The sequence below is a fragment of the Actinophytocola sp. KF-1 genome (genome assembly GCF_054661535.1).
Map to the genome: position 1 here is coordinate 179,987 of NZ_BAAFVK010000009.1, position 26,902 is coordinate 206,888.

The 26,902-nt window shown below is 72.3% G+C and carries 23 protein-coding genes; 9 read left to right on the plus strand and 14 right to left on the minus strand.

The window, feature by feature from the left end:
• Positions 1-546 (plus strand): DinB family protein, encoded by a 546-nt coding sequence (locus ACYQ77_RS27010; protein WP_459716108.1) that lies wholly within the window; start codon positions 1-3, stop codon positions 544-546.
• A gap of 4 nt (positions 547-550) precedes the next feature.
• Here the strand turns inward: ACYQ77_RS27010 and ACYQ77_RS27015 are convergent, their stop codons facing one another.
• Entirely contained in the window at positions 551-2,836 is a 2,286-nt protein-coding gene (locus ACYQ77_RS27015) for a xanthine dehydrogenase family protein molybdopterin-binding subunit (protein ID WP_459716109.1), read from the minus strand.
• Between the two features lie 171 nt (positions 2,837-3,007).
• Between ACYQ77_RS27015 and ACYQ77_RS27020 the strand changes: the two genes are divergently transcribed.
• Positions 3,008-3,877, plus strand: a complete 870-nt coding sequence (locus ACYQ77_RS27020) for an AraC family transcriptional regulator (protein ID WP_459716111.1) — start codon at positions 3,008-3,010, stop codon at positions 3,875-3,877.
• A 24-nt stretch (positions 3,878-3,901) separates the two neighbouring features.
• On the opposite strand, the gene ACYQ77_RS27025 is transcribed toward ACYQ77_RS27020, so the two are convergent.
• From ACYQ77_RS27025 to ACYQ77_RS27045, 5 genes are all read right to left on the minus strand, one after another.
• Positions 3,902-4,249 (minus strand): hypothetical protein, encoded by a 348-nt coding sequence (locus tag ACYQ77_RS27025; RefSeq protein ID WP_459716112.1) that lies wholly within the window; start codon positions 4,247-4,249, stop codon positions 3,902-3,904.
• A gap of 251 nt (positions 4,250-4,500) precedes the next feature.
• Entirely contained in the window at positions 4,501-5,796 is a 1,296-nt protein-coding gene (locus tag ACYQ77_RS27030; protein ID WP_459716113.1) for an extracellular solute-binding protein, read from the minus strand.
• 35 nt (positions 5,797-5,831) lie between these two features.
• The gene (locus ACYQ77_RS27035; protein WP_459716115.1) at positions 5,832-6,737 is read right to left on the minus strand and encodes a carbohydrate ABC transporter permease; all 906 of its coding nucleotides are present in this window, start codon (positions 6,735-6,737) and stop codon (positions 5,832-5,834) included.
• A complete protein-coding gene (locus ACYQ77_RS27040; RefSeq protein ID WP_459716116.1) occupies positions 6,734-7,639 on the minus strand; it encodes a carbohydrate ABC transporter permease in 906 nt (301 codons plus the stop codon). The genes ACYQ77_RS27035 and ACYQ77_RS27040 overlap by 4 nt, the downstream gene beginning before the upstream one ends.
• Positions 7,636-8,427 carry an IclR family transcriptional regulator gene (locus tag ACYQ77_RS27045; protein WP_459716118.1) on the minus strand — a complete coding sequence of 264 codons (792 nt, stop codon included), beginning with the start codon at positions 8,425-8,427 and terminating at the stop codon, positions 7,636-7,638. Before ACYQ77_RS27045 ends, ACYQ77_RS27040 begins: the two co-directional genes overlap by 4 nt.
• Before the next feature lie 88 nt (positions 8,428-8,515).
• Here ACYQ77_RS27045 and ACYQ77_RS27050 point away from each other — a divergent pair, with 88 nt between their 5' ends.
• From ACYQ77_RS27050 to ACYQ77_RS27065, 4 genes are all read left to right on the plus strand, one after another.
• The gene (locus ACYQ77_RS27050) at positions 8,516-9,670 is read left to right on the plus strand and encodes a mandelate racemase/muconate lactonizing enzyme family protein (RefSeq protein WP_459716119.1); all 1,155 of its coding nucleotides are present in this window, start codon (positions 8,516-8,518) and stop codon (positions 9,668-9,670) included.
• A gap of 14 nt (positions 9,671-9,684) precedes the next feature.
• Positions 9,685-10,581, plus strand: a complete 897-nt coding sequence (locus ACYQ77_RS27055) for a dihydrodipicolinate synthase family protein (protein ID WP_459716120.1) — start codon at positions 9,685-9,687, stop codon at positions 10,579-10,581.
• Between the two features lie 81 nt (positions 10,582-10,662).
• Entirely contained in the window at positions 10,663-11,268 is a 606-nt protein-coding gene (locus tag ACYQ77_RS27060; protein WP_459716122.1) for a hypothetical protein, read from the plus strand.
• Entirely contained in the window at positions 11,237-11,953 is a 717-nt protein-coding gene (locus ACYQ77_RS27065; protein ID WP_459716124.1) for an SDR family NAD(P)-dependent oxidoreductase, read from the plus strand. Before ACYQ77_RS27060 ends, ACYQ77_RS27065 begins: the two co-directional genes overlap by 32 nt.
• Positions 11,954-11,969: 16 nt before the next feature.
• Here the strand turns inward: ACYQ77_RS27065 and ACYQ77_RS27070 are convergent, their stop codons facing one another.
• From ACYQ77_RS27070 to ACYQ77_RS27095, 6 genes are all read right to left on the minus strand, one after another.
• Positions 11,970-13,865 carry a sensor histidine kinase gene (locus ACYQ77_RS27070; RefSeq protein WP_459716125.1) on the minus strand — a complete coding sequence of 632 codons (1,896 nt, stop codon included), beginning with the start codon at positions 13,863-13,865 and terminating at the stop codon, positions 11,970-11,972.
• Between the two features lie 70 nt (positions 13,866-13,935).
• A complete protein-coding gene (locus tag ACYQ77_RS27075) occupies positions 13,936-15,096 on the minus strand; it encodes a golvesin C-terminal-like domain-containing protein (protein ID WP_459716127.1) in 1,161 nt (386 codons plus the stop codon).
• 11 nt (positions 15,097-15,107) lie between these two features.
• A complete protein-coding gene (locus ACYQ77_RS27080; protein WP_459716129.1) occupies positions 15,108-16,361 on the minus strand; it encodes a BNR-4 repeat-containing protein in 1,254 nt (417 codons plus the stop codon).
• Positions 16,362-16,396: 35 nt separating this feature from the next.
• Positions 16,397-17,185: an IclR family transcriptional regulator gene (locus ACYQ77_RS27085; protein WP_459716131.1), complete on the minus strand. Its 789-nt coding sequence runs from the start codon at positions 17,183-17,185 to the stop codon at positions 16,397-16,399.
• A gap of 280 nt (positions 17,186-17,465) precedes the next feature.
• Complete coding sequence (locus tag ACYQ77_RS27090; protein WP_459716132.1) at positions 17,466-19,538, minus strand: transglycosylase domain-containing protein; 2,073 nt, start codon at positions 19,536-19,538, stop codon at positions 17,466-17,468.
• A gap of 94 nt (positions 19,539-19,632) precedes the next feature.
• Positions 19,633-20,229, minus strand: a complete 597-nt coding sequence (locus ACYQ77_RS27095) for a CGNR zinc finger domain-containing protein (RefSeq protein WP_459716460.1) — start codon at positions 20,227-20,229, stop codon at positions 19,633-19,635.
• Between the two features lie 91 nt (positions 20,230-20,320).
• On the opposite strand from ACYQ77_RS27095, the gene ACYQ77_RS27100 reads away from it, so the two are divergent.
• On the plus strand, positions 20,321-21,088 hold the full coding sequence (locus ACYQ77_RS27100; RefSeq protein WP_459716134.1) for an MBL fold metallo-hydrolase: 768 nt from the start codon (positions 20,321-20,323) through the stop codon (positions 21,086-21,088).
• Positions 21,089-21,094: 6 nt separating this feature from the next.
• On the opposite strand, the gene ACYQ77_RS27105 is transcribed toward ACYQ77_RS27100, so the two are convergent.
• Both ACYQ77_RS27105 and ACYQ77_RS27110 read right to left on the minus strand, forming a co-directional pair.
• Entirely contained in the window at positions 21,095-21,940 is an 846-nt protein-coding gene (locus ACYQ77_RS27105; protein WP_459716135.1) for an SAM-dependent methyltransferase, read from the minus strand.
• Positions 21,941-22,007: 67 nt separating this feature from the next.
• The gene (locus tag ACYQ77_RS27110) at positions 22,008-23,369 is read right to left on the minus strand and encodes an MFS transporter (RefSeq protein ID WP_459716461.1); all 1,362 of its coding nucleotides are present in this window, start codon (positions 23,367-23,369) and stop codon (positions 22,008-22,010) included.
• A gap of 85 nt (positions 23,370-23,454) precedes the next feature.
• On the opposite strand from ACYQ77_RS27110, the gene ACYQ77_RS27115 reads away from it, so the two are divergent.
• Both ACYQ77_RS27115 and ACYQ77_RS27120 read left to right on the plus strand, forming a co-directional pair.
• A complete protein-coding gene (locus ACYQ77_RS27115; RefSeq protein ID WP_459716137.1) occupies positions 23,455-23,895 on the plus strand; it encodes a winged helix-turn-helix transcriptional regulator in 441 nt (146 codons plus the stop codon).
• 243 nt (positions 23,896-24,138) lie between these two features.
• On the plus strand, positions 24,139-26,886 hold the full coding sequence (locus tag ACYQ77_RS27120) for a lectin (protein WP_459716138.1): 2,748 nt from the start codon (positions 24,139-24,141) through the stop codon (positions 26,884-26,886).
• Positions 26,887-26,902: the final 16 nt, after the last annotated feature.

The following is a 26,902-nucleotide window of genomic DNA, read 5'->3' on the forward strand; positions in this document are numbered from 1 at the left end:
ATGCGGGGGCCGGTGCGCGCACCGGCCCCCGTAGCATGTCCGCACGTGACCCGTCCCGAACCACCGTTGACCGGCGGCGAGCGCGAGACGCTCCGCGCCTTCCTCGACTTCCACCGCGCCACACTGGCGATGAAGTGCGCCGATCTGTCCGATGAGGACCTGCGGAAGCGGTCCATGCCACCGTCCACTTTGACCCTTCTGGGCCTGGTGCGGCACATGGCGGAGGTCGAGCGCACGTGGTTCCGCAAGGTGATCAACGGCGAGGACCTGCCGCTGGTGTGGTCGCCCGACGGCGACTACCAGGTCGCGTACGACGCGTCGGGCAGCACGCGTGCCGAGGCGTTCGCCGCGTGGGAGGCCGAGGTCGAGCACTCCCGGCGGATCGAGCGGGAGGCCGAGTCGCTGGACGTCACCGCGTACAACCCGCGCTGGGACGCCGACGTGTCGCTGCGCCTGGTGATGCTGCACCTGATCCACGAGTACGCCCGGCACAACGGCCACGCCGACTTCCTGCGGGAGGGCATCGACGGCGTCACGGGCGCCTGACCCCTCAGCGGCCGGCCAGTGCCCGGCGCAGGACCTGCGGTGTGAGCGGGGTGGCGGTGACGCGGTCGGCGATCTCGGGCAGGGCGGCGGCGATCGCGTTGCCCACGGCGGCGGGTGCGCTGATGGTCCCGGACTCGCCGGCCCCCTTCGTCCCGCCCGGTGTCACGGGGGACGGCGTCTGCCGGTGGACGACGCCGATGTTCGGCGCCTCCCGGGCGGTGGGCAGGTGGTACCCGGCGACGGGCCGGCCGTCCGGTGCGTAGCCGACCTGCTCGTGGAGCGCCATGCCGATGCCCTGCACCACTCCCCCGCGGATCTGCCCGTCCACGATGGCCGGGTTGACCAGGACGCCGGAGTCGTTGACCACCCAGTACCCCTCGATCTCGACGGCGCCGGTCGCCGGGTCGACCGCCACGGCCGCGGCGTGCGCGCCGGCGGAGTACACGTAGGCGGGCGGGTCGTAGGTGGCCTGCTCCTCCAGGCCCGGCGGCACCCCGGCCGGCAGGTCCCAGCCACGCCACGCCGACGTCGCGAGGTCGGCGAGATCGACCGAGGCGCCCGGCACGCCCTGGACCCGGACGGTGCCGTCCGCGATCTCCAGGTCGCCGGCCGCGACCTCGAGGCGGTGCGCGGCGATCGCGAACAGCTTGTCGCGCACGGCGGTCGCGGCGTGGACGAGCGCCCCACCGCCGACCGCGAGGGATCGGCTGGCGATCGAGCCGATCGGCGAGTACGGGGTGCCCTCGGTGTCCCCCAGCACGATCCGGACGCGGTCCAGCGGCACCCCCAGCTCGTCCGCGGCCAGCTGGGCGAGCGTGGTCTCGATGCCCTGCCCCATCCCGGTCAGTCCGGTGTGGACGACGACGGAGGCGTCCGGTTCCATGCGCACGACCGCGTTCTCGAAGCCGCCCGCCATGTAGCCGTCGTCCTTCATCAGCGCGGACGGCCCCACCCCGGTCATCTCGACGTGGCAGGAGAACCCGACGCCACGCCGGCGCCCGTCGTCGGCGTGCTCGCTCCGCACCTGGTCGCGCAGCGTCCGCAGGACGGCGGCGTAGTCACCGGAGTCGTACGTCTGTCCCATGGCCGCCATGACCGGCGCCTCGTGCGGGTCGAGCATGTTGCGCAGCCGCAGGTCGACCGGGTCCACGCCGAGCAGGCGGGCGGCCTCGTCGATGAGCCGTTCGCGCGTCCAGGTGACCTCCGGCTGGCCGAAACCCCGGTACGACCCGGTCGGGGCGGTGGTGGTGACCACGCCGCGCACGCGCGCGCCCACCGCGTCGAACCGGTACGGGCCTGCCGACATCAACGCCGACACCGCGAGCGGGCCGGGACCGGCGTTCGACGCGTGGGCCCCGAGGTCGCCGACGATGTCGCAGTGGAGCGCGACGAACCGGCCGTCCGCGTCCAGCGCGAGGCGGCCGCGGTGGACGGCGTCGCGTGCGTGCAACGTGGCGAGCAGGTGGTCGCCGGGTGCCTCGTCCCAGCGGACGGGCCTGCGCAGCCGGACCGCGGCCAGGCAGATCAGCACCTCGTCCGGGTAGACGTGTTCCTTGGCCCCGAACCCGCCGCCGATGTCACACCCGTGTACCCGCACCGCGTTGACCGGCAGCCCGAGCGCCGCGGCCAGGTGGTCACGCGCGTAGTGCGGTGCCTGGGTGCCCGTCCGGACGGTCAGTGTCTCGCCGTCGTAGTCGGCGACCACGCCACGCGGCTCGATCGGCCGTGGCGCGACCCGCGCGAGCCGGAACGTCATCGCCACGACATGGTCGGCGGTCGCGGTCGCCGCCGAGACGTCACCGAGCGGGAAGTCGGTGCCCACGTTGGTCCCCCACTCGGGGTAGAGCAGGGTGGCCTCCGGTGCCATCGCCGTGTCGAGGCCCACCACCGCGGGCAAGGGCTCGATGTCGACGTCGAGCAGGGCGGCGGCGGCGTGCGCGGCCGCCTCGGTCTCGGCGACCACCACCGCGGTCGGCTGCCCGACGTAGCGCACCGTGTCGTCCAGCACCGGGTAGCAGGTCGGCCGATCGGGTCCGAGGCCGGCGCACGGCAGCGCCATGCCGCGCGCGTCGTCGAGGGTGATGACGTCCACGACGCCGGCAGCGGCACGCACCTTCTCGAGGTCGTAACCACGCACACGTCCGTGGGGCACGTCGCTGCGCAGCACCACGGCGTGCGCCGAGCCCGGCGGCCGCACCCCGCCGACGAACCGCCCCCGCCCGGTGATGAGCCGCGCGTCCTCCCGCCGCGGCGCCGACGATCCGACGTGCCTGCGCTCCGCTGCTGACATCGGCCACCCCCCATGTAGCGACCCGTCCACGTGTAGCAGAGGCGGCGAGCCACGTCCATGCGTGCGGTGGTGCCGCTCTTCGGGCCGCGTGCTCGAATGATCGGATCGGACCGCAACGATCGGGCGCGGCCGGGGTGGCGTCCGGCAGGGTCGATGGCGAAGGGAGGTCGTGTGATCTCGGCACTCAACCGGCTCGTCGAGCTCGTCGAGGAACACCTCGGCGAGGAGTTCGACGTCGACGGGCTGGCAGGCGCGCTCGGCACGACCGAGTACCACCTGCGCCGGATGTTCTCGACGTTGGCGGGCATGCCGCTGTCGGAGTACGTGCGCAGGCGTCGCATGACCGTCGCCGCGGCCGACCTCGTCCGCGGCGAGGACGACCTGCTGAGCATCGCCGTCCGGCACGGCTACGGGTCGACGGAGGCGTTCGGCCGCGCCTTCCGGGCCGTGCACGGCGCCGGCCCGCGCGACGTCCGCCGCGACGGCGGCCCCCTTCGCGCACAACCACTGCTCAGGTTCCGCCTGACCGTCGAAGGGAGCACCCCCATGGACACCCGCATCGTCGACCGCCCCGCGTTCCGGCTCGCCGGCCACGCGGCCCGCGTGCCGCTCATCCACCGCGGCGTCAACCCGCACATCCAGCAGCACATCGCCGCCCTGCCCGCGGCGGAACACGCCCGGCTCAAGGCCCTGGGCGACACCGAACCGGCAGGCCTGCTGCAGGTCTGCGACGACGTCGACCCCGACAGCGCCGAGGGCAGCGAACTGACCTACCTGCACGGCGTCGCCATCTCCCGGGACACCCCGGTCCCCGACGACCTCGACGCCATCGAGGTACCGGCCGGCAGGTGGGCGGTCTTCCGCACCGCCGGGCCCCATCCACAGGCACTGCAGAACACGTGGGCGGCGACCGCCACGGACTGGTTCCCGGCCAACCCGTGGCGGCTGCGCCCCGGCCCGTCGATCGTCACGGTCCTCGAACGCGCCGAGGACTTCAGCAGTGCCACCTGTGAGCTGTGGCTGCCCGTCGAGCCGACCTGACGGTCTTGCGGACGCCCCGACGGCTCAGTGGCAGGTCAGGTTCTGGTCGGGAACCCAGCCGTAGTCCTTGCCGTTGCCGTTCCCGTACCACCACATGAGACCGTCCCCTGAGGACGGACCGGCGAGGATGCGGAACCCGGAACCGGCCTGGAGGGTGTACTTCGTGACGAACTCGAACCCGGGCCCGTACCTGACCCAGGTGTTCTGGTTGGTCAGGGGCACCATGCCGGGCGCGCACGCCGTGACGGTCGCGGGTGCGGCGACGCCGGTGGAGTCGGCCGAGGCGGCTCCGGCCCCGAACGCGGTGACCGCGGTCAGGGCCGCGGCGGCGACACCCACGGCGGCGGCTCGACGTATGCGGACAGCGGGCATGTGCGCTCCTGTTCCGGGCGGGTTCCCCACCCTGACGGTCTGCGATCGCACCAGCACGAGTGCGGGCGACAGTGTCGCCCACGCCCACACAGCGAAGCAATAAGCTCGCGCACCGTCACCACCGCCGGGGACGTGCCCACCGTCCGCCGGGTCGTCGCGTACCCGGTGCGGCCAGCACCGTTCGCCCGGCCGCGCGGTGACCGGGGTGCCGCGTCAGTTGGACAGGTCCAACTGACGCGGCGGGAACCGCCCTACTTCACCAGTGCCTGGACCTGCTCCCCCGCGGTCTTCATCGCGTCGGCCGGGGTCGCGCTGCCGATCAGCACGGCCTGTACCTGCTCGGCGATCACCGTCTCCATCTGCGCGTACTCCGGGAAGCGCCAGAACGGGTTCTGCGACGCGGTCTTCGTGATCCGCTCGCTGAACGCCGTGGTGAACGGGTCGTTCGCGACCGCGTCCGAGGCGAGGCCCCGCTCCGTGGTCGGCGGCAGCGCGAGCTTCGCGAAGAACTCGTCGGTGGCCGCCGGGTCGGAGGTCATCCACTTCGCGAACGACGACGCCGTGTTCGCGGCCTCGCCCTCGACGACGACGATCACGTGGCCCCACAGCTGCGCCTGCGGGTCGTCGCCTGCCTTGAGCACGGGACGGGCGACGGGGTCGAGCTTGTCGGCCAGTGCCTTGTCCGGCGAGTCCTTGAGCACGGCGCCCTTGCCGACGATGGCGTCGTCGTAGATCGCGGCGCGGCCCTGGCTGAACAGCGCGCGGGCGTCGAAGCGATCGACGTCCGGGGCGATGAGCTTCTGGTCGTACAGCTTCTTGTACCAGGTGATCGCGTCGACCGACGCCTCGTCGCCGATCGTGACCTTGTCGCCGTCGAGCAGCGTGCAGCCGAACGTCTTCATCCAGAAGAGGATGTCCTTGAGCTGCGCCACCTTCGTGGACGCCGCGTAGGGCACGACGCCGCCGCCGATGCCCTTCAGCTCGACGAGCGCCGCCTCGAAGTCCTCGACCGTCTCCGGGAACGTCGTGATGCCCTTCCTGGCGAGGAGTTCCTTGTTGGTCACCAGGCCGATGGCGCCGGTGGTCCACGGCAGGCCGAGCTGCTTTCCCTCGTACTGGCCGGACTTCAGCGCGGTGTCGGTGTAGCCGCCGTCCTTCGCCGCGTCGCCGAGGTCGCGCAGCTTGCCGAGCGCCGCGAGCGCACCGAGCCACGCGATGTCGAGCTGCGCCGCGCCGACCAGCTTGTCGCCGCGCACCTGCAGCGTCAGCTGGTTGAGGTACTCGTTGTACGGGTAGGACACCGGGTTGACGGTCAGCCCGTCCTTCTTCGTGATCGTGTCGAGGAGGCCCTGCACGACCGGCTTGCCCGCCTCCTCGTTCAACGTCCACGACGCGAACGAGAACGTCTTCACGTTGGCCTTCGGGTCGTCGGTGGCGAGCGGCGCGGTCTCCTCGGGCGCGGGCGCGCACGCGGCGAGCCCCGCCGCGCCGAGCCCGGCCGCGCCGAGGAACTGGAGCATGCGGCGACGGCTGTAGGCGGTAGTCATCGGTGACCTCCGGAGGAAGAAAGAAGGACGGGGAGTCAGCCCTTGACGGCGCCGGCGGTGATGCCGCCGACCAGGAAGCGCTGCAGGGCGATGAACGCGATCACGACGGGCAGTGACACGACGAGGGAGGCGGCCATGAGCTCCGGCCACGCCGTCTGCGCCTCGCCGAGGTAGGTGTTGGCGAGCCCGGGTGGCAGGGTCTGCTTGTCCGGTCCCGCCAGGGTGAGGGCGAAGATGAAGTCGTTCCAGCCGCGGACGAACGCGAACAGCCCGGCGGCCACCAGGCCCGGCCCGGACAGCGGCACGATCACCGAGTGGATGATGCGCGGCTGGGACGCGCCGTCGATGCGGGCGGCCTCGATCAGCGAGTCGGGGATGGTGTCGAAGAAGCCCTTCAGCATCCACACGCACAGCGGGAGCGTGAACGTGGTGAACGACAGCACCAGCGCGGTGTAGGTGTTGAGCAGGTCGTAGGCGTCGAACACCGCGTACAGCGTCACCAGCAGCAGCGCCTGCGGGAACATCTGCGACGACAGCACGAGGTACATCAGCGAGCGGCGGCCGCGGTAGCGGTACTTGGAGAACGAGTACGCCATGTAGGCCGAGACGACCACCGACAGCACCGCGGTGACCAGCGAGACGATCGCGCTGTTGACGAGGTAGTCGAACAGCTGCGGGTTCCCGGCGAGCGCGGCGAAGTGCTCGAAGGTGACGTCGGCCGGGAAGAACGACGGCGGGTAGGCGAACACCTGGCCGTCCGGGGTGAGCGCGGTCGCCAGCATCCAGTACACCGGCAGCAGGGCGAACGCGCCGAACACGACGATCGTCACCCACGCGGCGATCCGCACGGCGGGCCGTTCGCGGTCCAGTGGTGAGCGGCGGCGGGGCCGCGGCGCGGTGTTCTCCTGCGCGCGCACGGGCGCGTCCACGGTGGTCGTCACGCCTTCTCCTCCCGGTCCACCACGCGGAGGTAGCCGACGACGAGCACCAGCAGCAGCACCATCCACAGCAGACCGATGGCGCCTGCCCTGCCGAGGTCGTGTCCTTTGTAGAAGGTGTCGTACACGGCGACGGCGAACGTCTCCGTCGTCCCGGCCGGGCCACCGCCGGTCATCACGTAGATCGTGTCGAAGTGCTGGAAGTTCCAGATCAGCTCCAGCAGCAGCACCAGGCCGATGATCCCGCGCAGGTGCGGCACGGTGACCGACCGGAACCGGCGGACGGTGCCCGCGCCGTCGACCTGGGCGGCCTCGTGCAGCTCGGGTGGCACGGTCTGCAGGCCCGCGAGCAGCATGACCATCATCCAGGGGAAGCTGGCCCACGTCTTGGCGATGATCACCGCGGCCATCGCGGTGCCGGGGCTGGAGAGCCACGCCTCGGGCTCGTCGATGATCCCGAGCGCCTCGAGGACGCCGTTCGCGACGCCGTAGTTGGCGTTGAAGATCCACATCCAGAGGAAGGACGTGACGACGGCGGGCACGAGCCACGGCAGCAGGAACGCGCCGCGCAGGAAGCCCCGCGCCGCGATCCGCGTGTTGAGCGCCAGCGCGAGCGCGAACCCGATCACGAACGGGACGAGCGTGGTGCCGACCGTGAACACGAGCGTCTGCCGCAGCAGCGGGAGGAAGTCGGCGCCGAGCACCGCCTGGATGTTCGCCGGCCCGACGAACCGGCGGCCCGGTGCGACGAGGCTCTGCTCGAAGAACGCCGTGACCAGCGAGGAGATCAGCGGGTAGAGGACGACCGCGACGAGCAGCGCGAGCCCGGGCAGCACCAGCAGGATCGCGAACGCGCCGCCGGACAGCCCCTTCGCCGGGGTGCCCTTGCGGACCGCGGTGGTCATGACCGGCTCGCCGGGGTGTGCACCGGGCCCAGGTAGCCGAGGCCGATGCTGATGGAGTCGGCCACCTCGATCACGCGGCGGGCCAGCTCCTCCTCGCGGCGCTCCAGGTCCATGGCGGACAGGGGCCCGGAGATCGAGATGCCCGCGACCACCTCACCGGTGCGGTCCAGGATGGGCGCGGCGATGCACGCCCTGCCCAGCGCCAGTTCCTCGACCTCGGTGGCGTAGCCCTGCGTGCGGACCTGCTCGACGATCCGGTCCAGCTCCTCGTGCGTGGCCGGGGTGTTCGGGGTGTAGCGGCGCAGGTCGTCGCCGAGCAGTGCCCTGCGGTCGGGCACGCCGAGCAGCAGGCACTTGCCGATGCCGGTGGCGTGCAAGGGGTTGCGCTGTCCCATGAGGACGAACGACTTCGGCGCGAGCTTCCCCTCGAAGTTGCACAGGTAGAACATGGTGTCGCCGCGGCGTTCCGCCACGTTGGCGCCCAACCCGAGGTCGTGCGCCAGGTCCTGCGCGCGCTGCCGGGCCTCGCGGTGCACCGGGTGCTGGTTGACGGCGACGCCTGCGAGCGTGATCAGCGCGGGGCCGAGGCGATAGAGGCCGCTGACCGGGTCGCGCTCGACGTAGGCGATCTGCTCCAGCGTCGCGAGGAGCCGGGACGCGGTCGACTGGCCGAGCCCGGAGTGCTTGGCCACGTCCGAGACCCGCAGTTCGGCGCGTCCTTCCAGGAACGCGCCCAGCACGGTGGCGGCACGTTCGACGCTCTGGTTGGTGCCTGCTTCGGCGGCCACGTTGCGCACTCCCTTGATTGAACCGTCTCGCAACATGTGCGACTCTTGCGCACATGTTGACGGTCGTCAAGCACATGTTGGGATCGATATGCAGATAGTGGGTGTCGATACCTACATTCTGAAACTGCGGGCGGACAGCGCCTATCTGGGCGCGCTCGCGGACGGTTCGTCCCCGAGCACGGGCTACGCCGTCCGGCCGCCGTGGCGGAGCATCTACTCGGACCGCTACGAGACGCTGCTCGTCCGCATCACGGCGGAGGACGGGACGGTCGGCTGGGGCGAGGCACTCGCGCCGGTCGCGCCCGAGGTGCCGGCGGCGATCGTCGACCTGCTCCTCGCGCCGGTGCTCGCCGGCATGCCGGCGACCGCGCCGCGCCCGGCGTGGTCGCGGCTGCGTGACCTGATGCGGGAACGCGGTCACCTGGTCGGCCACCAGGCGGACGCGCTGGCGGCGGTGGACATCGCGCTGTGGGACCTGGCGGGCCGGGTGACCGGCCGCGGCGTGGCCGACCTGCTCGGCGGCGCGTTCCGGTCGGAGATCCCCGTGTACGTGTCGGGCCTGCCCCGCCCGGCCGACGCGGAGCGCGCGGCACTCGCCGAGGAGTGGGCGGCCCGCGGCGCGCGACGGGTGAAGCTGCACCTGGGCAACGGGGTCGACGCCGACCTGGCGACCGTGGACGCGGTGCGGGCCGCGGCCCCGTCGCTGCGGATCGCGGTCGACGCGCACTGGGCGTACTCGGTGACCGACGCGCTGCGGCTCGCGGCCGGGCTGGCGGCGCGGGACGCGTGGTTCCTGGAGGCGCCGCTGGCGCCGGAGGATGTGGCCGGGCACGCGGAGCTGGTCGCGCGGTCGGCGGTGCCGATCGCGGTCGGCGAGGCGTTGCGGACGCGCTACGAGTTCGACGACTGGATCACGCGGCGGGCGCTGCGGATCGCGCAACCCGACGTGGCCCGCACCGGCATCACGGAGGCGATGGCGATCACCGAGGTGTGCGCGGCCCGGCACGTGCCGGTGGCGCCGCACCACTCGGTCGGCCTCGGCGTCGCGCTGGCCGCGGGCCTCGCGGTGTCGGCCGCGGTCGAGGACCTGCCGTCGTTCGAGTACCAGCCGACGTCGTACGAGGTCGGCACGAGGATCCTCCGCGCCCCGGTCTCGGTCGGCGCGCACACCATGTCCCTCCCGGCAGGCCCCGGGCTCGGCGTCGAGGTCGACGCCGACGCGGTGGCCCGTCTCGCTGTCTGAAGGAGTCACGCCCAGTGCCGCACACCGTGCACGGTCTCGTCCCGATCCTCGCCACGCCGTTCCTGCCCGACGGGTCGCTCGACCTGCCCAGCCTGCGCGGGCTGGTGGAGTTCCAGCTCGCGTCCGGAGTGGACGGTGTGGCGGTGTTCGGCATGGCGAGCGAGAACTTCGCGCTCACCGCGGCGGAACGGGCGGTGATCCTCCGCGAGGTGACGTCGGTGGTCGCCGGCGCCGTGCCGGTCGTGGCCGGGGTCGCCGCGACGTCGACCGTCACCGCCCTGGAGCAGGTCGACGCGTTCGCGGACGCGTCGGCGCTGATGGTGCTGCCACCGTTCATGGTGAAGCCGGGCCCCGCGCAGCTGGTGGACTTCTACGCGTCGGTCGCGGCGGCGGGCCTTCCGGTGATGGTGCAGGACGCGCCCGGCGCAACGGGGGTGTCGATGCCGGTGCCGCTGATCGTGGAGCTGGCGAAACTGCCGGGCGTGACGTCGGTGAAGGTGGAGGCGCCGCCGACCGCGCCGAAGGTCGCGGCCGTGGTGGACGCGGTGGCGGATCCGGAGTTCGCGGTGCTGGGCGGGCAGAACGCGCAGTTCTGCCTGGCGGAGTACGCGGGCGGCGCGGTCGGCACGATGCCGGCGTGCGAGTTCCCGGACCTCCTCGCACCGGTGCTGGCGAACTGGCGCGCACGCGACGCACGGGCGGCGTTCACCAGGCTGCTGCCACTGATCCTGTGCGGGTTGCAACAGGGGGTCGCGTGGGCCATCCACAAGGAGGTGCTCGTGCGCCGCGGGGTCATCGCACACGCGACCGTCCGGTCGCCCGCGGGAACACCCGGGCGGGCGACGTTGGCCGAGCTGGACGCCGTGCTGGCGGACCTCTCCCTGCCACCGGCCCCGGGCACGACCCGATGAGGGGCGCGGCCTCCGGCCCCCGGTTTCCATCGTCCCACGGGGCACCGACAATCCCGGCGCGCGCGGAGAGGGTCCGGTCGTGTGAAGAACCCCTTCGTCACCTTCAGCGTTCCGAAGGGCCTCTCCGGAACGCTCCCCGCCGCGAAGGACCTCGTCAAGCCACGCCACCCTGTGGACAACCCGCACAGCGCGCCCAAGACTGTCGGTGCCCGGGCCTACGCTGGATTCCGGGGGCCGGAGGCCGCCCGTCCGGAGGCCGCCCGTCCGGAGGCCGCCCGTCCGGAGGCCGCCCGTCCGGAGGCCGCCCGACCGGAAACCGCCCGACCGGAAACCACCCGACCGGAAACCACCCGACCGGAAACCACCCCACCGGAAACCACCCCACCGGAAACCACCCCACCGGAAACCACCCCACCGGAAACCACCCCACCGGAAACCACCCCACCGGAAACCACCCCACCGGAAACCACCCCACCGGAAACCACCCGACCGCAAGCCACCCCACCGCAAGCCACCCCACCGGAAACCACCCGACCGCAAGCCACCCCACCGGAAACCACCCGACCGCAAGCCACCCCACCGCAAACCACCCCACCGGAAACCACCCCACCGCAAACCACCCCACCGCAAACCACCTCACCGAAGGCAGCGCCCGATGACCGGCCAGGGCGTGCTCGTCATCGGTAGCAGTTCCGACATCGGCCTCGCGATCGGGCGGGCGTTCACCGTGCGCGGGGACCGCGTCGTGGGTGTCTCGCTCGAGCGCCACGAGGACCCCGCCTTCGCGGAGACCATCGCCGCCGACTGTGCCGACCCGGCCGCCGCGACCGTGGCCGTCGAGTCCGCGCACCACCTGCTCGGACGCCTGGACACCGTCGTGCTCGCGGCTGCCGCCCAGCCCGTCGCGGCGGCCGCCGACACCACCGACGAGCAGTGGCGTGCCGCCATCGGGTCCACTCTGGACGCCGCGTTCTTCGTGGCGCGCGCCGCGCTGAGGCGGCTCCCGGCGGGCGGGGCGATCGTGGCCGTCTCCTCCGTGAACGCCACGCTCGCCGCGCCCGGGCTGCCCGGGTACGCCGCGGCCAAGGCGGGACTGGAGGGCCTCGTCCGGCAGCTCGCCCTCGAGTACGGGCCCGCGGGGATACGGGTGAACGCCGTCGCACCGGGCATGATCGGCAACGCCGGCCTGCCCGGCGTCGCCGAGGGGTACCCGCTGCGCCGCGTCGGCAGGCCCGACGAGGTGGCCGCCGCCGTCGTCTTCCTCGCGGGCGCCGGGTTCGTCACCGGCGCGGTGCTGCCCGTCGACGGCGGGCTGTCCATCGCCTCCCCCGCCGCCTGGCTGCGGCCGGACCTGCGGGCCCGCTGGCTCTAGCGTCCCGACCCGGACACTAGCGCCGGTACGGCAGCTCGGCGACGACCTCGAACTCCCGCGGGGTGCGCCGCGCGGTGAACCGGCCCTCGACGACCTCGACGCGGGCACGCAGGTTGGACAGTCCCTTGCCGGGGCACCCGTCCTCCTCGAGCACCCCGTCGTTGCCGATGCGCAGCCGCAGCACGTCGTCGTCGACCGCGAGCGCGATCGTGCAGTGCTCGGCCTCGCTGTGCCGGAGGATGTTCGTGACCGCCTCCCGCACGACGGTCGCCAGCACCACGTCGACCTCGCGGTCGATCTCCTGCTGGGTGGGCGGCGGCCGGTCCGGCAGCCGCACCGAGATGCCCGACGACGTCAGGATGTCGAAGGCCAGGCCCAGCTCGCTGGCGAACGACAGCCGCAGGCTCTCCGCCGCGACGAGCCGGGCGTCGTTGCCCGCCTTGTGGCACAGCCACAGCAGCTCGTCCAGCTCGTGCCGGACGCGGTCGTCGTCCCGGCCGATCAGCGCCGCGATCAGGTCGGTCTTCAGCGCCATCGCGGACAGCCCGAGCCCGAGCAGGTCGTGGGTGTCCCGCGCGAGCCGCAGCCGCTCCCGCACCGCGGCCAGCTCCGCCAGCTCCTCACGCAGCGCGACCAGCCGCACGGCGAGGTTCGTCAGCCGCGCCAACCCGTACACCAGCAGCCCGAAGGCCACGGCGGTCGCCGTCGCGTACCCCGTCCACCGCGCCAGGGCCGCCGTCCACGGCTCCCCCGACGCCAGCAGCACGAGCGCGGGCACGCTGGCGACGATCACCCCGAACCACACCAGCCGCGACCGCCCGCGGAACAGCAGCAGCGCCGACCCGGCCAGGAACCCGGCGAACGCCAGCCCGACCGACCCGACGAACAGGAACTGGACGTAGGTCAGCACGGCCTGTGCCGCGAACGTCCACGGCCACGCCCTCGGCCTGCCGCGCAGCCCGGAGTGCCGCAGCTGCAGCACCGGGATGGCGACGCCGGCGACCAGGGCGACCACGACGGCGGAGGTCGGGTACTCGACCCCGGACAGCACGACGTTGGCGAGGTTCTGCGCGGCGAACAGCACCAGCACGACCAGCAGCACCACGGTCGCGACCTTCGGCGCCAGCCGGACGCCCGGCTCCGGGGTGGTGGTGATCCGCTCGTCCGGGTCCGCGGCGATGGCGCGTGCCTCGGCCAGCATCTCGCGGGCGGTGACCCCGGCCGCGGCGATCTCGGCACGTGCCACGTCCGGGCAGTCCCCGAGCGCGTCCCGTGCCGCCGTGGCCCTGGCCGTGACGGTCCGCACCCGGTCCCCGATCATCGACTGCAGCCGTTCGGCGACCGCCAGCCGCTGCCGGGTGATCGCGGCGACGGCCAGTTCGTCGCGGGTCGACGCCACCTGCCGGACCAGCTCGGCCACCCAGGTCAGCCCGAACAGCGCCAGCCCGTTGTCCGCGAACGCGATCAGCAGCCACACCGCCGCGTGCACGACCGGCGCGTACGGCGGCCCGACCACGCCCAGCCAGAGCACGCCCTCGACGCCCATCAGCACGACGAACGCCACCCACGACGCCGGCGCCGACACGGTGAGCAGCACCAACCCGGCGAGCAGCCCGGAGATACCGCCGACCCAGCCGTTGCCGAACAGGACGAACGGCACGTACGTCAGCACGGCCTGCGCGCCGAGCAGCCACCAGCGCAGCCTGGTCCACAGCGGGCGGGCCACCCCGCTCGCGAACCACATGGGCAGCACGAACAACGCCACCACGAACAGCACGTACCAGAACTCACCGTGGTCGACGGCGTCCACTGCCCGGCCCGCCAGGAGCGCACCGAGGAAACCGAGCACGACGGCACGAGCGCCGCGTATGTCACGCCGCGCATCAAGTTCGTCGGTTCCGACCGTCCTCACTCAACGGGAGGCTACCGGGTTTCGGGGCGAGAGCGGCCACCAAACGGAGGACGCTCCCGCCCCGGCGAATTCAGACCCGGATGAACTTCACCGCGTCCGCCCGGGCACAGCCGGTGCCGCCCGCGGTCAGCTTCACGTAGCCGCCCTCCCCCGCGGCGAAGGAGTACGTGCCGAGCGACACCCACCCGCTGGTCCCGGCGGTGCCGTCCACCTGCCTCGTCGCGGTGCCACCGCTGTGGCCGACGTCGTAGCGGGCGTTCGGGTCGCTCCCCGAGTGGACGATCTTCCACACGTACACCTGGTAGCTGCCCTGGGCACGCAGCGTGGGCCGCCACGTCGCCGTGCTGCCCGCGGTGTGGCAGGTGGCGTAGCGGCTGGGCGAGGTGTGGTTCCAGCCGTCGAGGGTCGAGTCGTGCCAGCCACCGGACTCGCTGTACCCGTAGGCCGCGGGGCCGTCGTTGTCGAGGTAGTAGTCCTTCTGCCAGTACCGCACGTAGTCGAACTGCGCGGTCGACGGCCCGTTCGCCGTCACCGGGTAGGCGATGCTGGTGAGCCAGATGTTGAGGTGGTCGTGGGTCCACTGGTCCGGCGTGTACGGGGCGGTGTAGCGCAGCTGTCCGTCCACGTAGAACTTCACGGACGTCTCGGACCAGTCGGCGCCGTAGGTGTGCCACTGCCGCAGGTCCAGCCCCGAGTCGTACGTGGTGCCGGGGTGGTAGCCGCCGTCGCCGGTGCCGTTCCACGTGTGCACCCCGCTGTGGATGGTGCGCTGGTTGACGGAGTCGTTCTCCAGGACGTCGATCTCGGTGCGGCGGTCGGCGCCGAACGTGGTGCTGCCGTCACCGGCCATCATCCAGAACGACGTGTGCCACCCACCGGCGGACGGCAGCTTGGCGCGGGTCTCGTAGTAGCCGTACCGCAGGGCACGCTTGCTGACGAGCCCGCCGCCGCTCCAGTCCTTGCCGAGGTACTGCGGGGACTCGGCCTTCAGGTTGATGGTCATGAGCCCGCCGCCGACGGTCACGTTCTCCGGCCGCTGCGCGCTGCCCGCCTTGACGTCGGTGCGGTGGTTCCACACGGACGTGTCGGGCGCGGTGCCGTCGAACTCGTCGCTGAACACGAGCGTGTAGCCGGACGTGGGCGGGTCGGCCGCCGCGGGGACGGTGGCGACCGGGCCCGCGACCGAGGTGAGGGTGAGTGCGAGGGCGGTGAGCAGGGCGCTCCTGCGCATGGGGACCTCCGTTACCAGGGTGCGGCGAGGACGTGGAGCTGGTGGTCGGTGGGTGCGGTGAGGTACAGGTGGTCGGTGCCCGCGCGCCGGATCACGGCGAGGCGCTGCACGTGCACACCGGGCAGCAACGCGGTCTCCACCCAGGTGCTCCCCGAAGGACTGGCGGCGAACGCCTGGTCCCCGGAGGCGGTGGCCTTCTTCGCGTAGTAGACGCGCAGGCCGGTGCCCCACGCGGTCACGTCGATGGCGGCGTGGGTGTCGTAGGCGCCCGCGTACACGGTCCTCCGCTGCCACGCGGTGCCGTCCCACTGGGCGATCCGCACGTGCCAGCGTCCACCGTGGACGGTCCGGTACCGGTAGGCGACCACGGGTTTCCCGCCGGACAGCGCGAACTTCGCGCTCTGCACCCCGGGCGGCCCGGTGGTGTCGTCCCGGTCGGTCTGGTCCTCGGCGCCCTCGACCGGCTGGTACACGACGGGGCTGGTGACGGTGGCCGGCGCGGCGACGACGGTGCCGGCGGCGTTGTGGAACCGCCCGGCCGCGATGTCGTAGCGCAGGTAGGAACCGAGGTGCCGCAGGGCGTTCGTGCCGCCGTAGGCCCATTCCCACGAGATGTGCAGGTTGCCGCTCCCGTCCCCGGCGATGTCGTCCGGGTAGGCGACGTAGCCGGCCGAGCGGGCGAACACGGCGACGCGGGTCCACCGGTCGGCCGCGTCGTCCCACCGGTAGAGCCGGCCCTCGGGGTAGGCGCGGATGATCAGGTAGACGTCGCCGTTGTCGACGCGGGTGAGGTTCGGGTAGGTGTACTGGTCGCCCTGGTCCGGCATGTCGACGGACCGGTTGACCATGGTGGTGACGTCGCCGGGGGCGGACGACCGGTAGTAGATCCAGTTGTCGTTGTGCATGGCGACGAACGCGTGGATGTACCCGTCCCCGTCGACCGCGATGGAGGGCTGCTTGTGACCGATGTCGTCGGGGTAGACGGCGCAGGTGCCGTCGGCGGCCTCGAGGCAGCCGCGGGTCCAGGACCCGTCCGGCGCCTTGCGTCCGATGTAGACGGTGTGGGTGTCGGTGGCGCCGCCGTTGGCGGGGCCGGGCCCGCCCCAGGCGTTGTAGGCGACGTAGAGGGAGCCGTTCAGCTCGTCGAGCGGCCGCCACCACCCGGCCTGGTTGGAGGCGTCCACGCGATAGGGCACCTGCTCGGCGGCGGCCGTGGCGGGCAGCGCCAGCAGCAACGCCAGGCAGGCGAGGATGACACGTCTCATCGGGACTCCTTTGTCCGGTGCAGACGGGCGGGGATTCAGTTGGTGGTGAGCGCGGTGGCGGTGTAGCCGAGCGCGGTGCTGACGGTGTCGGCGGCCTCGATGACCACCTGGGCCAAGGACTCCCGCCGGTTGCCGAGGTCGAGCGCGGACAGGGACCCGGAGACGGAGATGGCGGCGACGACGGCCCCGTCGCGGTCCCGGATGGGCGCGGCCACGCAGGCGCGGCCCAGTGCCAGCTCCTCCACCTCCATGGCGTACCCACGAGCCCGGACGGTGTCCAGCTCAGCCTCGAGCGCACCGAGATCGGTGACGGTCTTGGCGGTGAACGCGGTCAGCTCGGTCAGGATGGAGCGCCGCTCGTCGCTGCCGCAGCCGAGCAGCAGGCACTTCCCGAGCCCGGTGGCGTGCAGCGGGTTGGTCTGCCCGAGCAAGGTGAACGACCGCGGCGCCAGCTCCCCCTCGGCGTTGATCAGGTAGACGAGCCGGTCCCCGTGCCTGCGGGCCACGTTCACCCCGAGCCCGAGCCGGGCGGCGAGGTTCTGGGCCACCTGCCGAGCCTCGCGGTGCACAGGTTGCTGGTTGGCGGCCGCACCCCCGACGCGCAGGGCGAGCGGCCCGAGCCGGTAGAGCGCGGTGACGGGATCCCGCTCCACGAAGGCGAGCGACTCGAGCGTGGCGAGCAACCGCGTGGCGGTGGACAACCCCAGCCCAGCGGCGGCGGCGAGGTCGGAGGCCCGGACACGTGTGTGCCCGGCGTCGGCGAGAGCCCGCAACAACTGCGCGGCCCGCTCGACGGACTGGTTGTTCCCACTGTCGACAGCCACAGGTCCTCATTCTGCAAATGGAGTTGCAATATCGACCAAAGTAGGCGCGAGCTTGCAACTCAACTACCGCCAAACGGCCGAAGCGGACTGGGCATACGAGGGTGGCACCGTCCTGAACGGCGCGTTCAGGACAAGGGGAGGGAGGCGGCAGGCAGCCCACCACCAAGGACTGCTGCCTGCCATCCCAGCCCCGTGCAAGACCCCTGTCATCCCGGAGACCAGCCGGTCCGGCGAGACCCCCGGAGGGAACTCACCAACACGAAACGATCAAGGCAGAACCTCACCCGCCGTACCGAGGGTCAGCGGCAGGCACAGCCTGATCCCCACGCCCGGCAAGAATCGCCGACATGGCAGAGAAGTAGGGCGGAGCAGCGACAGTCCCCCCGAAGGCGCCGCTCCCGCAGTCCCCCACGTGAACCGGCGGCCCAGGACACAACTCCCCCGGCCGCGGCCCGTCCGCGAACACCAGCGACGACACCGCATACCCGTCAGCCCCACCGACGAAGGCGACCGACTCGCTGTTCTGCGTGGTCCCCGTCTTCCCGATCCCCGGCCGGTCCCACCCGGCGACCCGGGCAGCGGCGGCCGACGTCCCCGACGTCGTGTCCCGCGACAACCCCGCCATCACCGTGTCCGCGAGCCCGGCGGGCACGACCTGCGAGCACCCGTCGCCACGCACCGGCACGGCATGCCCGAACCGGTCGGTCACCGACAGCACCGGGTCCGGCGGGCACCACACCCCACCGCTCATCAACGTCGCGGGCACGTTCGCCAGTTCGAGCGGGCTCACCGGGCTGTTGCCGAGCGTGAACGACGGCTTGTCCAGGAAGTACTCCGACTGCGGCTCGTCCCGCTGCGGGTCGTCCGACGTGTCGGGCGCGCCGCCCGCGTCGTTGGCCCGCAACGTCTCCCGCAGCCCCAGCCGGGACGCCATGTCGAGCACGGCGGGCATCCCGACCTTCGTCTCCAGCCCGACGAACGCGGTGTTGGGTGACGTCGCGAGCCCGTCGGCGAGCGTGATCGGGTCCGGGTAGTGCCCGTCGTTGTGCACGGTGTAGCACTGCCCGCCCGCCGACGCGAAGCAGCCGCTCGGCGGGTTGGGCAACGGGGTGTCCAGCCCCGCGGCCCCGCTCGCCATCGCGGCGGCCGCCGTGAAGATCTTGAACACCGAGCCCGCCCCGAACGGGTCGCTGACGTCGGCCACGATGTTCCCCGACGTCTCCCCGGCCGCGGCGTCCGTGCCGAGGTCGCGGTTGGCGACCATGGCGAGCACCTCGTGCCGGTCACCGCCGGGCGCGATGACGGCCATCGTGTTCGCGACCCCGTCCTGCGTCGTGGGCACGTTCGCCTCGACCGCCGACTTCGCCGCCGCGCTGACCGCCGGGTCCATCGTGGTGCGCACCGTGTAGCCGCCGGTCGCGAGGTCGTCGGCGGACAACCCCGCCGACGCGAGGTAGCTCAGCGCGTACTGGCACAGGAACCCGGCGTCCGGCGCGGCACCGGCACACGTGCCGGCCGGCACGGCAGGCCCGTCCGGCAGCACACCCAACGGCGCGCTCTTGGCGGCCTCGGCCGCGGCCCGGCCGATGGACCTCGTCGCGACCATCGCGTCCAGCACCTGATTCCGCCGCCGCACCGCGGCGTCCGGGTGTGCGTACGGGTCGAACAGCGTCGGGTTGTTGACCATCCCGGCGAGCAACGCGGCCTGCGGCACGGTCAGCTCCGCCACCGGCACCCCGAAGTACGCCCGCGCGGCCGCCGCGGCGCCGTACACGCGCCCGGTGAACTCGACGACATTCAGGTACGACGTGAGGATGTCGTCCTTGCTCGTGCCGCGGTCCAGTTCGACCGCCGACCGGGCCTCCCGGATCTTCCGGGTGAGGGTGTCGGCGCGATCCGCTCGCTGTGCGGCGGGATCGTCCCGGTCGACGACGTTGATCAGGTAGTTCTTGACCAGCTGCTGGGTGATGGTCGACCCACCCTCGGTGGGCCCGCCGCGGACGTCGTTGAGCAGCGCGCGGAGCACGGCGGCCGGGTCGATCCCGTGCTCGGTGTAGAAGTGCCGGTCCTCGACCGACAGGATCGCGGCCTTGAGCGTGTCCGGCACCTGCTGCGCGGCCAGCGGCAACCGGTACTGGTCGAAGATCGTGGCGACGACCGCGCCGTTCCGGTCGGTCACGGTGGTCACGAGCGGCACCCGCCCGGCGAGCGACGCGGGCGTGATCCGGGCCGCGCGCCCCGCCACCCTGGCCGCCACCAGCCCACCGCCGAGCACGACCGGGGACAACAGTGCGGCGAGGAGCACCCCGGCCAGCAGAATCCCCCCGCTGAGCCGCAGCACTCCCCGCCGCATCCGTCCTCCCCCGGTTCCCCGACCTCCCGACAAGGGAGATCCTCCGCGTCGAACCTGAGGGAATCGTGTGACAGGCCTGAAAGAACCCGGTGTTTCAGCCGCGGCCGGACCGGCGCGCGTACGCGCGGGCGGCGCGCACGCGGTCGCCGCAGCGCACGGAACACCACTGCCGACGCCCGTGCGTGCGCAGCAGGTAGCGGTTGCACGGCGGGGAGCCGCACGCCGCCAGCCGGTCGGCGTCGGCGCCGGTGAGCAGGTCGGCGGCGTCCCCGGCGAGGACCGCGAGTGCGTGGTCGAGGATCTGGGTCGCCGGGTGCTCGGGCGCGCGGCGGAAGCCGTGGGTGTCGTCCCAGCGCAGCAGCGCGGCGCTGGGCACGCGGGTCATGGCGTCGTTGACGGCCCGCAGGGCGGCGGCAGGCGCGGGGTGCCCGTCGATCCGGGCGGCCAGCAGGGCCCGCACCTGTTCCCGGAGCGCGCGGAGCTGCGCGGCGCACACCTCCCGCAACCCGGCGTCCTCGGGGGCGAGTTCGTGCCCGGCCAGCCACCGGTTCGCGGCCGCGGGGTCGCCGAGCAGGTCGAGGTACTGCCCGCCGGGCAGGGCGATGGCGCTGTTGGCGAAGTCCAGTGCGACGTGCTCGCCGGCGCCCGGCGCGGGCGGCAGCGCCACGCGTGCTGCCTCGGCGACCTCCATCACGCTCCTCATGGTACGCCTTGCATTTATCCGTGAGAACGGCCTAGCGTTGCTCACGGCAAACTCAACCCACATCCGTGAGGTATCCAGGATGACCGACATCCAGTCCACCGAGCAGATCCCCGTGCGCGTCGTCGGTGGACCGACCACCGTCATCGAGTACGGCGGTCTGCGGCTGCTGACCGACCCCACCTTCGACGCCCCCGGCGACTACCCGATCGGCCCCGGCCGGGTCCTGACCAAGACGGCCCCCGCCCTCGCCGGCCCGGCCGACCTCGGCGCCGTCGACGCGGTGCTGCTGTCCCACGACCAGCACCCGGACAACCTCGACACCGCGGGCCGGGCGCTGCTCGCCGACGTCCCGCTCGTCCTCACCACCGGCAGCGGCGCGCAGCGGCTCGGCGGCACCGCCCAGGGGCTCGCCCCGTGGGAGAGCGTCGACCTGACCCGCCCCGGCGGTGGTGCGGTGACCGTGACCGCCACCCCGGCGCAGCACGGGCCCGAGGGCTGCGAACCCGTCACCGGCGAGGTCGTCGGCTTCGTCCTGAGCGCCGCCGACCTGCCCACCGTCTACGTCAGCGGCGACAACGCGTCCCTCGACGTCGTCCGCGCCGTCGCCGAGCGCGTCGGCCCGGTGGACACCGCGGTCCTGTTCGCGGGCGCGGCCCGCACTCCGCTCTTCGACGGCGCGCTGCTCACCCTCGACGGGGCCGGGGCCGCCGAGGCCGCGCGGATCCTCGGCGCCCGCCGGGTCGTCCCCGCGCACTGCGACAGCTGGGGCCACTTCACGGAGGGCCGCGACGAGCTGGTGGCCGCGTTCACCGCGGCGGGCATCGCCGACCGCCTCGACGTGGGCTGACGCCGCTCAGCCGGTGACCCGGCCGACCGCGCCGTAGCCGAGCAGGCGGGCAGCGGACTCCTCGTGCTGCGGCCACGCGAGGCTGCCGTCGGACGACCGGTCGGGCCGCCACCGGTGCAGGAGCACGAGCCCGGGATCGACCAGCTCGGTCCCCGCGAACCAGGACGCGATGGTCGCCTTGTCCCGCGGGTAGACGCGTTCGTCGGCCATCTCGTAGAGCTTGAGCAGGCCGGCGAGCCGTTCCCGCGTCCCGGGGTCGGCCTCGTCCTGGCTCATGGTCGAGATCGCGAGGTAGCTGCCCGCCGGGCACGCGTCCCGGTAGGTGGCGACCAGGCGCTCGGGGTCGTACTCGTCACCGATGAACAGCAGCAGCCCGGCGCACAGCAACCCGACCGGCTGCGTGAAGTCGAGCAACCGCCGGGTCTCCTCGTGCTCGAGCACGGTGCGCGGGTTGCGGACGTCCGCCCACACGACGGTCGCGTTCTCGTTGTCCTTCAGCAGCTCGTAGCTGTGGTGCACGGCAACGGCCTCGTAGTCGACGTACACGACCCGGGTCGACGGGTCCTGCCGCTGCGCCTGCTCGTGCACGTTCCCGACGGTCGGGATGCCGGAGCCGAGGTCGAGGAACTGGCGAACCCCGTGCGCCATCAGGAAGTCCACCACCCGCCGCAGCCAGGCCCGGTTGATCCGCGCGATGTCCTTCACGAACGGCGCGACCTGCTCGACCTGCGCGGCGAGCGCCCGGTCGGACTCGAAGTTGTGGGAGCCGCCGAGGTAGTAGTCGTACATCCGGGCCGCGTTGGGCTTCGCGAGGTCGACCTCGCGGACGTTCGTGGGTGGCTTGGGGCTCATGGAACCGGCTCCGTTCCGTGGTCTTCGCAGGACCCGGCCGAGCTTACGACGGCCGGGTCCGGCAAGATCACACCGGCGTCAGCACCGGCGCCGGGCGCCTGCGCAACCCGGTCACCGCCACCGCGAAGGCGAGCGCCGCGGCGGTCACCGGCACGGCGAGCGCGTCGTGCAGTCCGGCCAGGCCGTGCGCGGCGACCGACAGCGACGTCGCCACCGCCAGCCCGAGCGCGGAGCCGAACTGGAACGACGTGTTCCACAGGCCGCTCGCGAGCCCCTGCTCCGCGTCGGCGACCCCGTCGGTCGCGACGATCGTCAGCGGGCCGTAGACGAGCGTGAACGCGATCCCCAGCAGCACCATCGTCGGGAACATGGCCGTCCAGTAGCCCGCGTCGGCGGGGATGGACAGGAACAGCGCGTACCCCAGCACCGCGGCGGCCACCCCGGCGGCGATCACCGGCGGGTTGCCGAACCGGTCGACGAGCTTCGGCGTGACCGTGGGCGCGAGCACCGCGTCGATCGCCACCACCAGCAGCGCGAGCCCGGTCTCGATGGCCGACCAGCCACGCACCTCCTGCAGGTACAGCACGGTGATGAACTGGAAGCTGACGAACGCGCCCGCGAACAGCACGGTCGCGAGGTTGGCCCGCACCAGCGCCACGTTCCGCAGGATGCCCAGCCGCACCAGCGGCGCGGGCGCCCGCCGCTCGACCGCGACGAACGTGCCCAGCAGGGCGACCGCCACCGCGCCGGTCACGACGCTGACCACGGCGGGCACCTCCGGCAGCCGCACCACCGTGTAGACGAGCGCGACCATGCCGGTCGTCAGGGTCAGCGCGCCGACGACGTCGAACCGTCGTGGCCCGTCGGCGGGGACGTCGGCGGGCACGAGCCGCACCGCGACGACGAGGATGACGGCCGCGAGCAGCACCGGCGCGAAGAACACCCACCGCCAGCCGAGCCCGGTGAGCAGCCCGCCGACGACGAGGCCGAGCGAGAACCCGCCCGCCCCGGCGGCCGCGTACCAGAGCACCGCGCGGTTGCGCAGCGGTCCCTCCGGGAAGCTGGTCGTGATCAGCGACAGCCCGGCGGGCGTCATGAACGCGGCGGCGACCCCGGTGACGAACCGCGAGACGATCAGCACCCAGCCGTCGCCCGCGAGCCCGCCCAGCCCGGAGAAGGCCAGGAACACCGCGAGCCAGAACACGAACATCCGGCGGCGGCCCAGCAGGTCGGCGGCCCGTCCACCCAGCAGCATGAACCCGCCGTAGCTCAGCACGTAGGCGGACACCACCCACTGCAGTTCCGCGGTCGACATGCCGAGGTCCGCCCTGATCGCGGGCAGCGCCATGCCCAGCATGGACACGTCGACGCCCTCCAGGAAGATCGAGCCGCACAGCACGAACAGCACGGCCCGTGCGCGGCCGTTCATCTTCTCCACTTCACGCTCCTTGGTTACCAAACAGAACTGGGTTCTCTCTTGTTATGAACCTCATCCTGAGTCACCATGGGGAACTGTGGAAGAAGGCACTTCGGAAGAACCCGGTTACTGCGAGGGAACGCAGGACTTCGACGTCTGGCAGTGGCACTCCCGCGCCGACTGCGAGGTGCGGCAGATCCTCGACCGCATCGCGGACAAGTGGTCGCTGCTGGTGATCGCGTTGCTGGAACGCCGCTCGCTGCGGTTCTCGGAGCTGCGCAAGGAAATCGACGGCATCAGCCAGCGCATGCTGACGGTCACGCTGCGCCAGCTCGAACGGGACGGGCTCGTGAACCGCAAGGTCTACCCGGTGGTCCCGCCCCGCGTCGACTACGAGCTGACGGACATGGGCTGCACCCTCCACGAGACCATCAAGGCACTGGTCACGTGGACGGAAGAGCACCAGTCGGCGATCGCGGCGGCACGAGCCGCCTACGACGCCCGCGCCACACAGGAACGCGAACTCCTGGGCCAGTAACCCCGGCGCTCCCCCCTCGCGAGTCACGCTCTGGCGCACATCGAGTTGTACGTTTCGTGCAGGTCCGAGGTGCACGAAACGTACAACTCGGCATGCGTGAGAGCGTGACTCGCGAGGTTCGGGCTGGATGACAGAACCGGACAGGATCGTGGGCAAACGGGCGACATCCGCTTCCGTGGCACCACGCGCGCTGGGAGCATCAGGCGGCGACAACGTTGTCACTCCTACCCTGCGGGAGTACTCATGTCGCGCACCGGCATGTCCGTTTTCGCTGCCGTCGCAACGGCTCTGGCGCTCGCCACGGCGCCCGCGTCGGCGGCGGCGCCACCGACGGCCCAGGTCGTGATCGACGACCCGGCCCAGTACGTCAACCCGTTCACCGGCACGCAGCCCGGCGGTCCCGACTTCGGGCACGGCGGCGGCGCGGGCAACACCTTCCCCGGCGCCGACGCGCCGTTCGGGATGCTCCAGTGGAGCCCGGACACGGTGACCCACCAGCACGGCGGCTACCACTACGACGACAACCGGATCTACGGCTTCAGCCTCACCCACCTGTCCGGCCCTGGCTGCAGCGACTTCGGCAACGTGCCGTTCATGCCGACGGTCGGCACGACCCCCGTCTCCTACTCGACGTTCTCGCACGCGAACGAGTCCGCGTCGCCCGGCTACTACTCGGTGGCCTTCGGGAACGGCGTCCGCACCGAGCTGACCACCACCCAGCGCGCGGGCGTCGCCCGGTTCACCTACCCCGCCGGGCAGCGGGCGTCGCTGTCGGTGGACGCGGCCAAGGCGTTCAACGCGGCGAGCGGGTCGATCACGGTCGGCGCCGACAGCCTGACCGGCTACACCGACAGCGGCGGCTTCTGCGGCGCGGGCAACCGCTACCGGCTGTACTTCCACGTCACGTTCGACCGGCCGTTCGCCACCGCCGGGGTGGTCACCACCGACGGCACGGTCGACACGTCCCGCCGCACGGTCAGCGGGAAGAGCGCGGGCCGGGTGCCGCCGTCCCCGAAGACGGCCGCGCAGCAGTCCGGTGTGGACACCCGCACGAGCACGGACCAGGGCGGCGGTGTGAGCGCGGCCGCGGCGGCCGCGTTCGTGTCGTTCGACACGAGCACCAGCACGACCGTCACGGCACGGGTCGGCATCTCGTTCGTCTCGCTGGACGGCGCGCTCGCCAACCGGAACGCCGAGGTGGGCACGCGCACGTTCGACCAGGTCCGCACGGGCACCCGGGCGGCGTGGAACGACATGCTCGGCCGCGTCGCCGTCGCGGGCGGCACCGACAACGCGCGCCGTGTGCTGTACACGAACCTGTACCACTCCTTGTTGCACCCCAACGTGTTCAGCGACGTCGACGGCCGCTACACGGGCTTCGACCGGCAGGTCCACACGGTCGCGGCGGGCCACGCGCAGTACGCGAACTTCTCCGGCTGGGACGTCTACCGCTCGCAGTCGCAGCTGGTCGCGCTGCTCGCGCCCGCGCAGGCGGCGGACATCGCGCAGTCGGCGGTGAACCAGGCGGCACAGGGCGGCTACTTCGACCGCTGGACCGTCGCGAACGGCGGCACCGGCGTGATGAACGGCGACCCGCTGCCGATCATCGTGTCGGGCACGTACGCGTTCGGCGCCACCGGCTTCGACGCATCGGGCGCGCTGTCCCGCATGATCGCCGGCAGCAGGGACGGCCGGGAACGCCCTGGTTACGCGCAGTACGACGCCTACGGCTACGTCCCCGTCGGCACCGGCGGCGTGTGGGGTTCGGCGGCCACGACGCTGGAGTACGCGAGCGCCGACTTCGCCGTGTCCGCGCTGGCCGGGCGGCTGGGCGACACGGCGAACCGGGACGCGTTCCTGCGCAGGGCGCAGAACTGGCGCAACCTGTTCGAGTCCGGCAACCGGTACCTGCAGCCGCGCAACACGGACACGTCGTTCCCGGCGTTCAGCCCGACGCAGCAGAACGAGTACGTCGAGGGCAACGCCGCCCACTACACGTGGCTGGTGCCGCACAACCACCGCGGCCTGTTCGACGCCATGGGCGGCAACGCGGCCGTGCTGTCCAGATTGGACACCTTCTTCACCGAGCTCAACGCCGGCCCGACGAAACCGTACGCGTACCTGGGCAACGAGCCGACGCTCAACACGCCGTGGGCCTACGCGTACGCGGGCGCGCCGTACAAGACGCAGGACGTGGTCCGGCGGGCGCTCACGTCGATCTTCAACGCGGGCCCGAACGGGTACGTCGGCAACGACGACCTCGGCCAGATGGCGTCGTGGGCGGTGTGGGCCGCGATCGGCATGTACCCGCAGGTGCCCGGCCGCGCGGAGCTGGTGCTGGCGAGCCCGCAGTTCCCGGCGATCACGATCAGCCGGGGCGGCGGCGTGACGATCGACATCACCGCGCCCGGCGCGTCGGACACGGTCAAGTACGTGCAGTCGTTGTCGGTCAACGGGACCGCGTCGAACCGCGCGTGGGTGCCGGAGTCGTTCACCAACGGGGGCGGCACGCTCGCGTTCACGCTGGGCTCGACGCCGAACACCGGGTGGGGCAGCGCGGCGGCCGACGCGCCGCCGTCGTTCGACGTGGGCCCGAACCCGCCGCGCACGGGCAGGCTCACCGCACTCGGCAAGTGCGCGGACGTGAACCAGTCGGCCACCGCCAACGGCACCAGGATCCAGCTGTGGGACTGCAACGGAACGGGCGCGCAGCAGTGGACGCTGGCGTCCGACGGCAGTGTCCGCGCGCTGGGCAAGTGCATGGACGTCGCGGGCAGCGGGCGCGCGAACGGCACGAAGATCCAGCTCTGGGACTGCAACGGGACCGGCGCGCAACAGTGGTGGCCACGGCCGAACGGCGCGCTGGTGAACCCGCCGTCGGGCCGCTGCCTCGACGTGCCCAACAGCGTGACCACCAACGGTACGCAGCTGCAGTTGTGGGACTGCAACGGAACCGCGGCGCAGAACTGGCAGTTGATCACCAATCAGTGAACAATTCCCGGTGGCA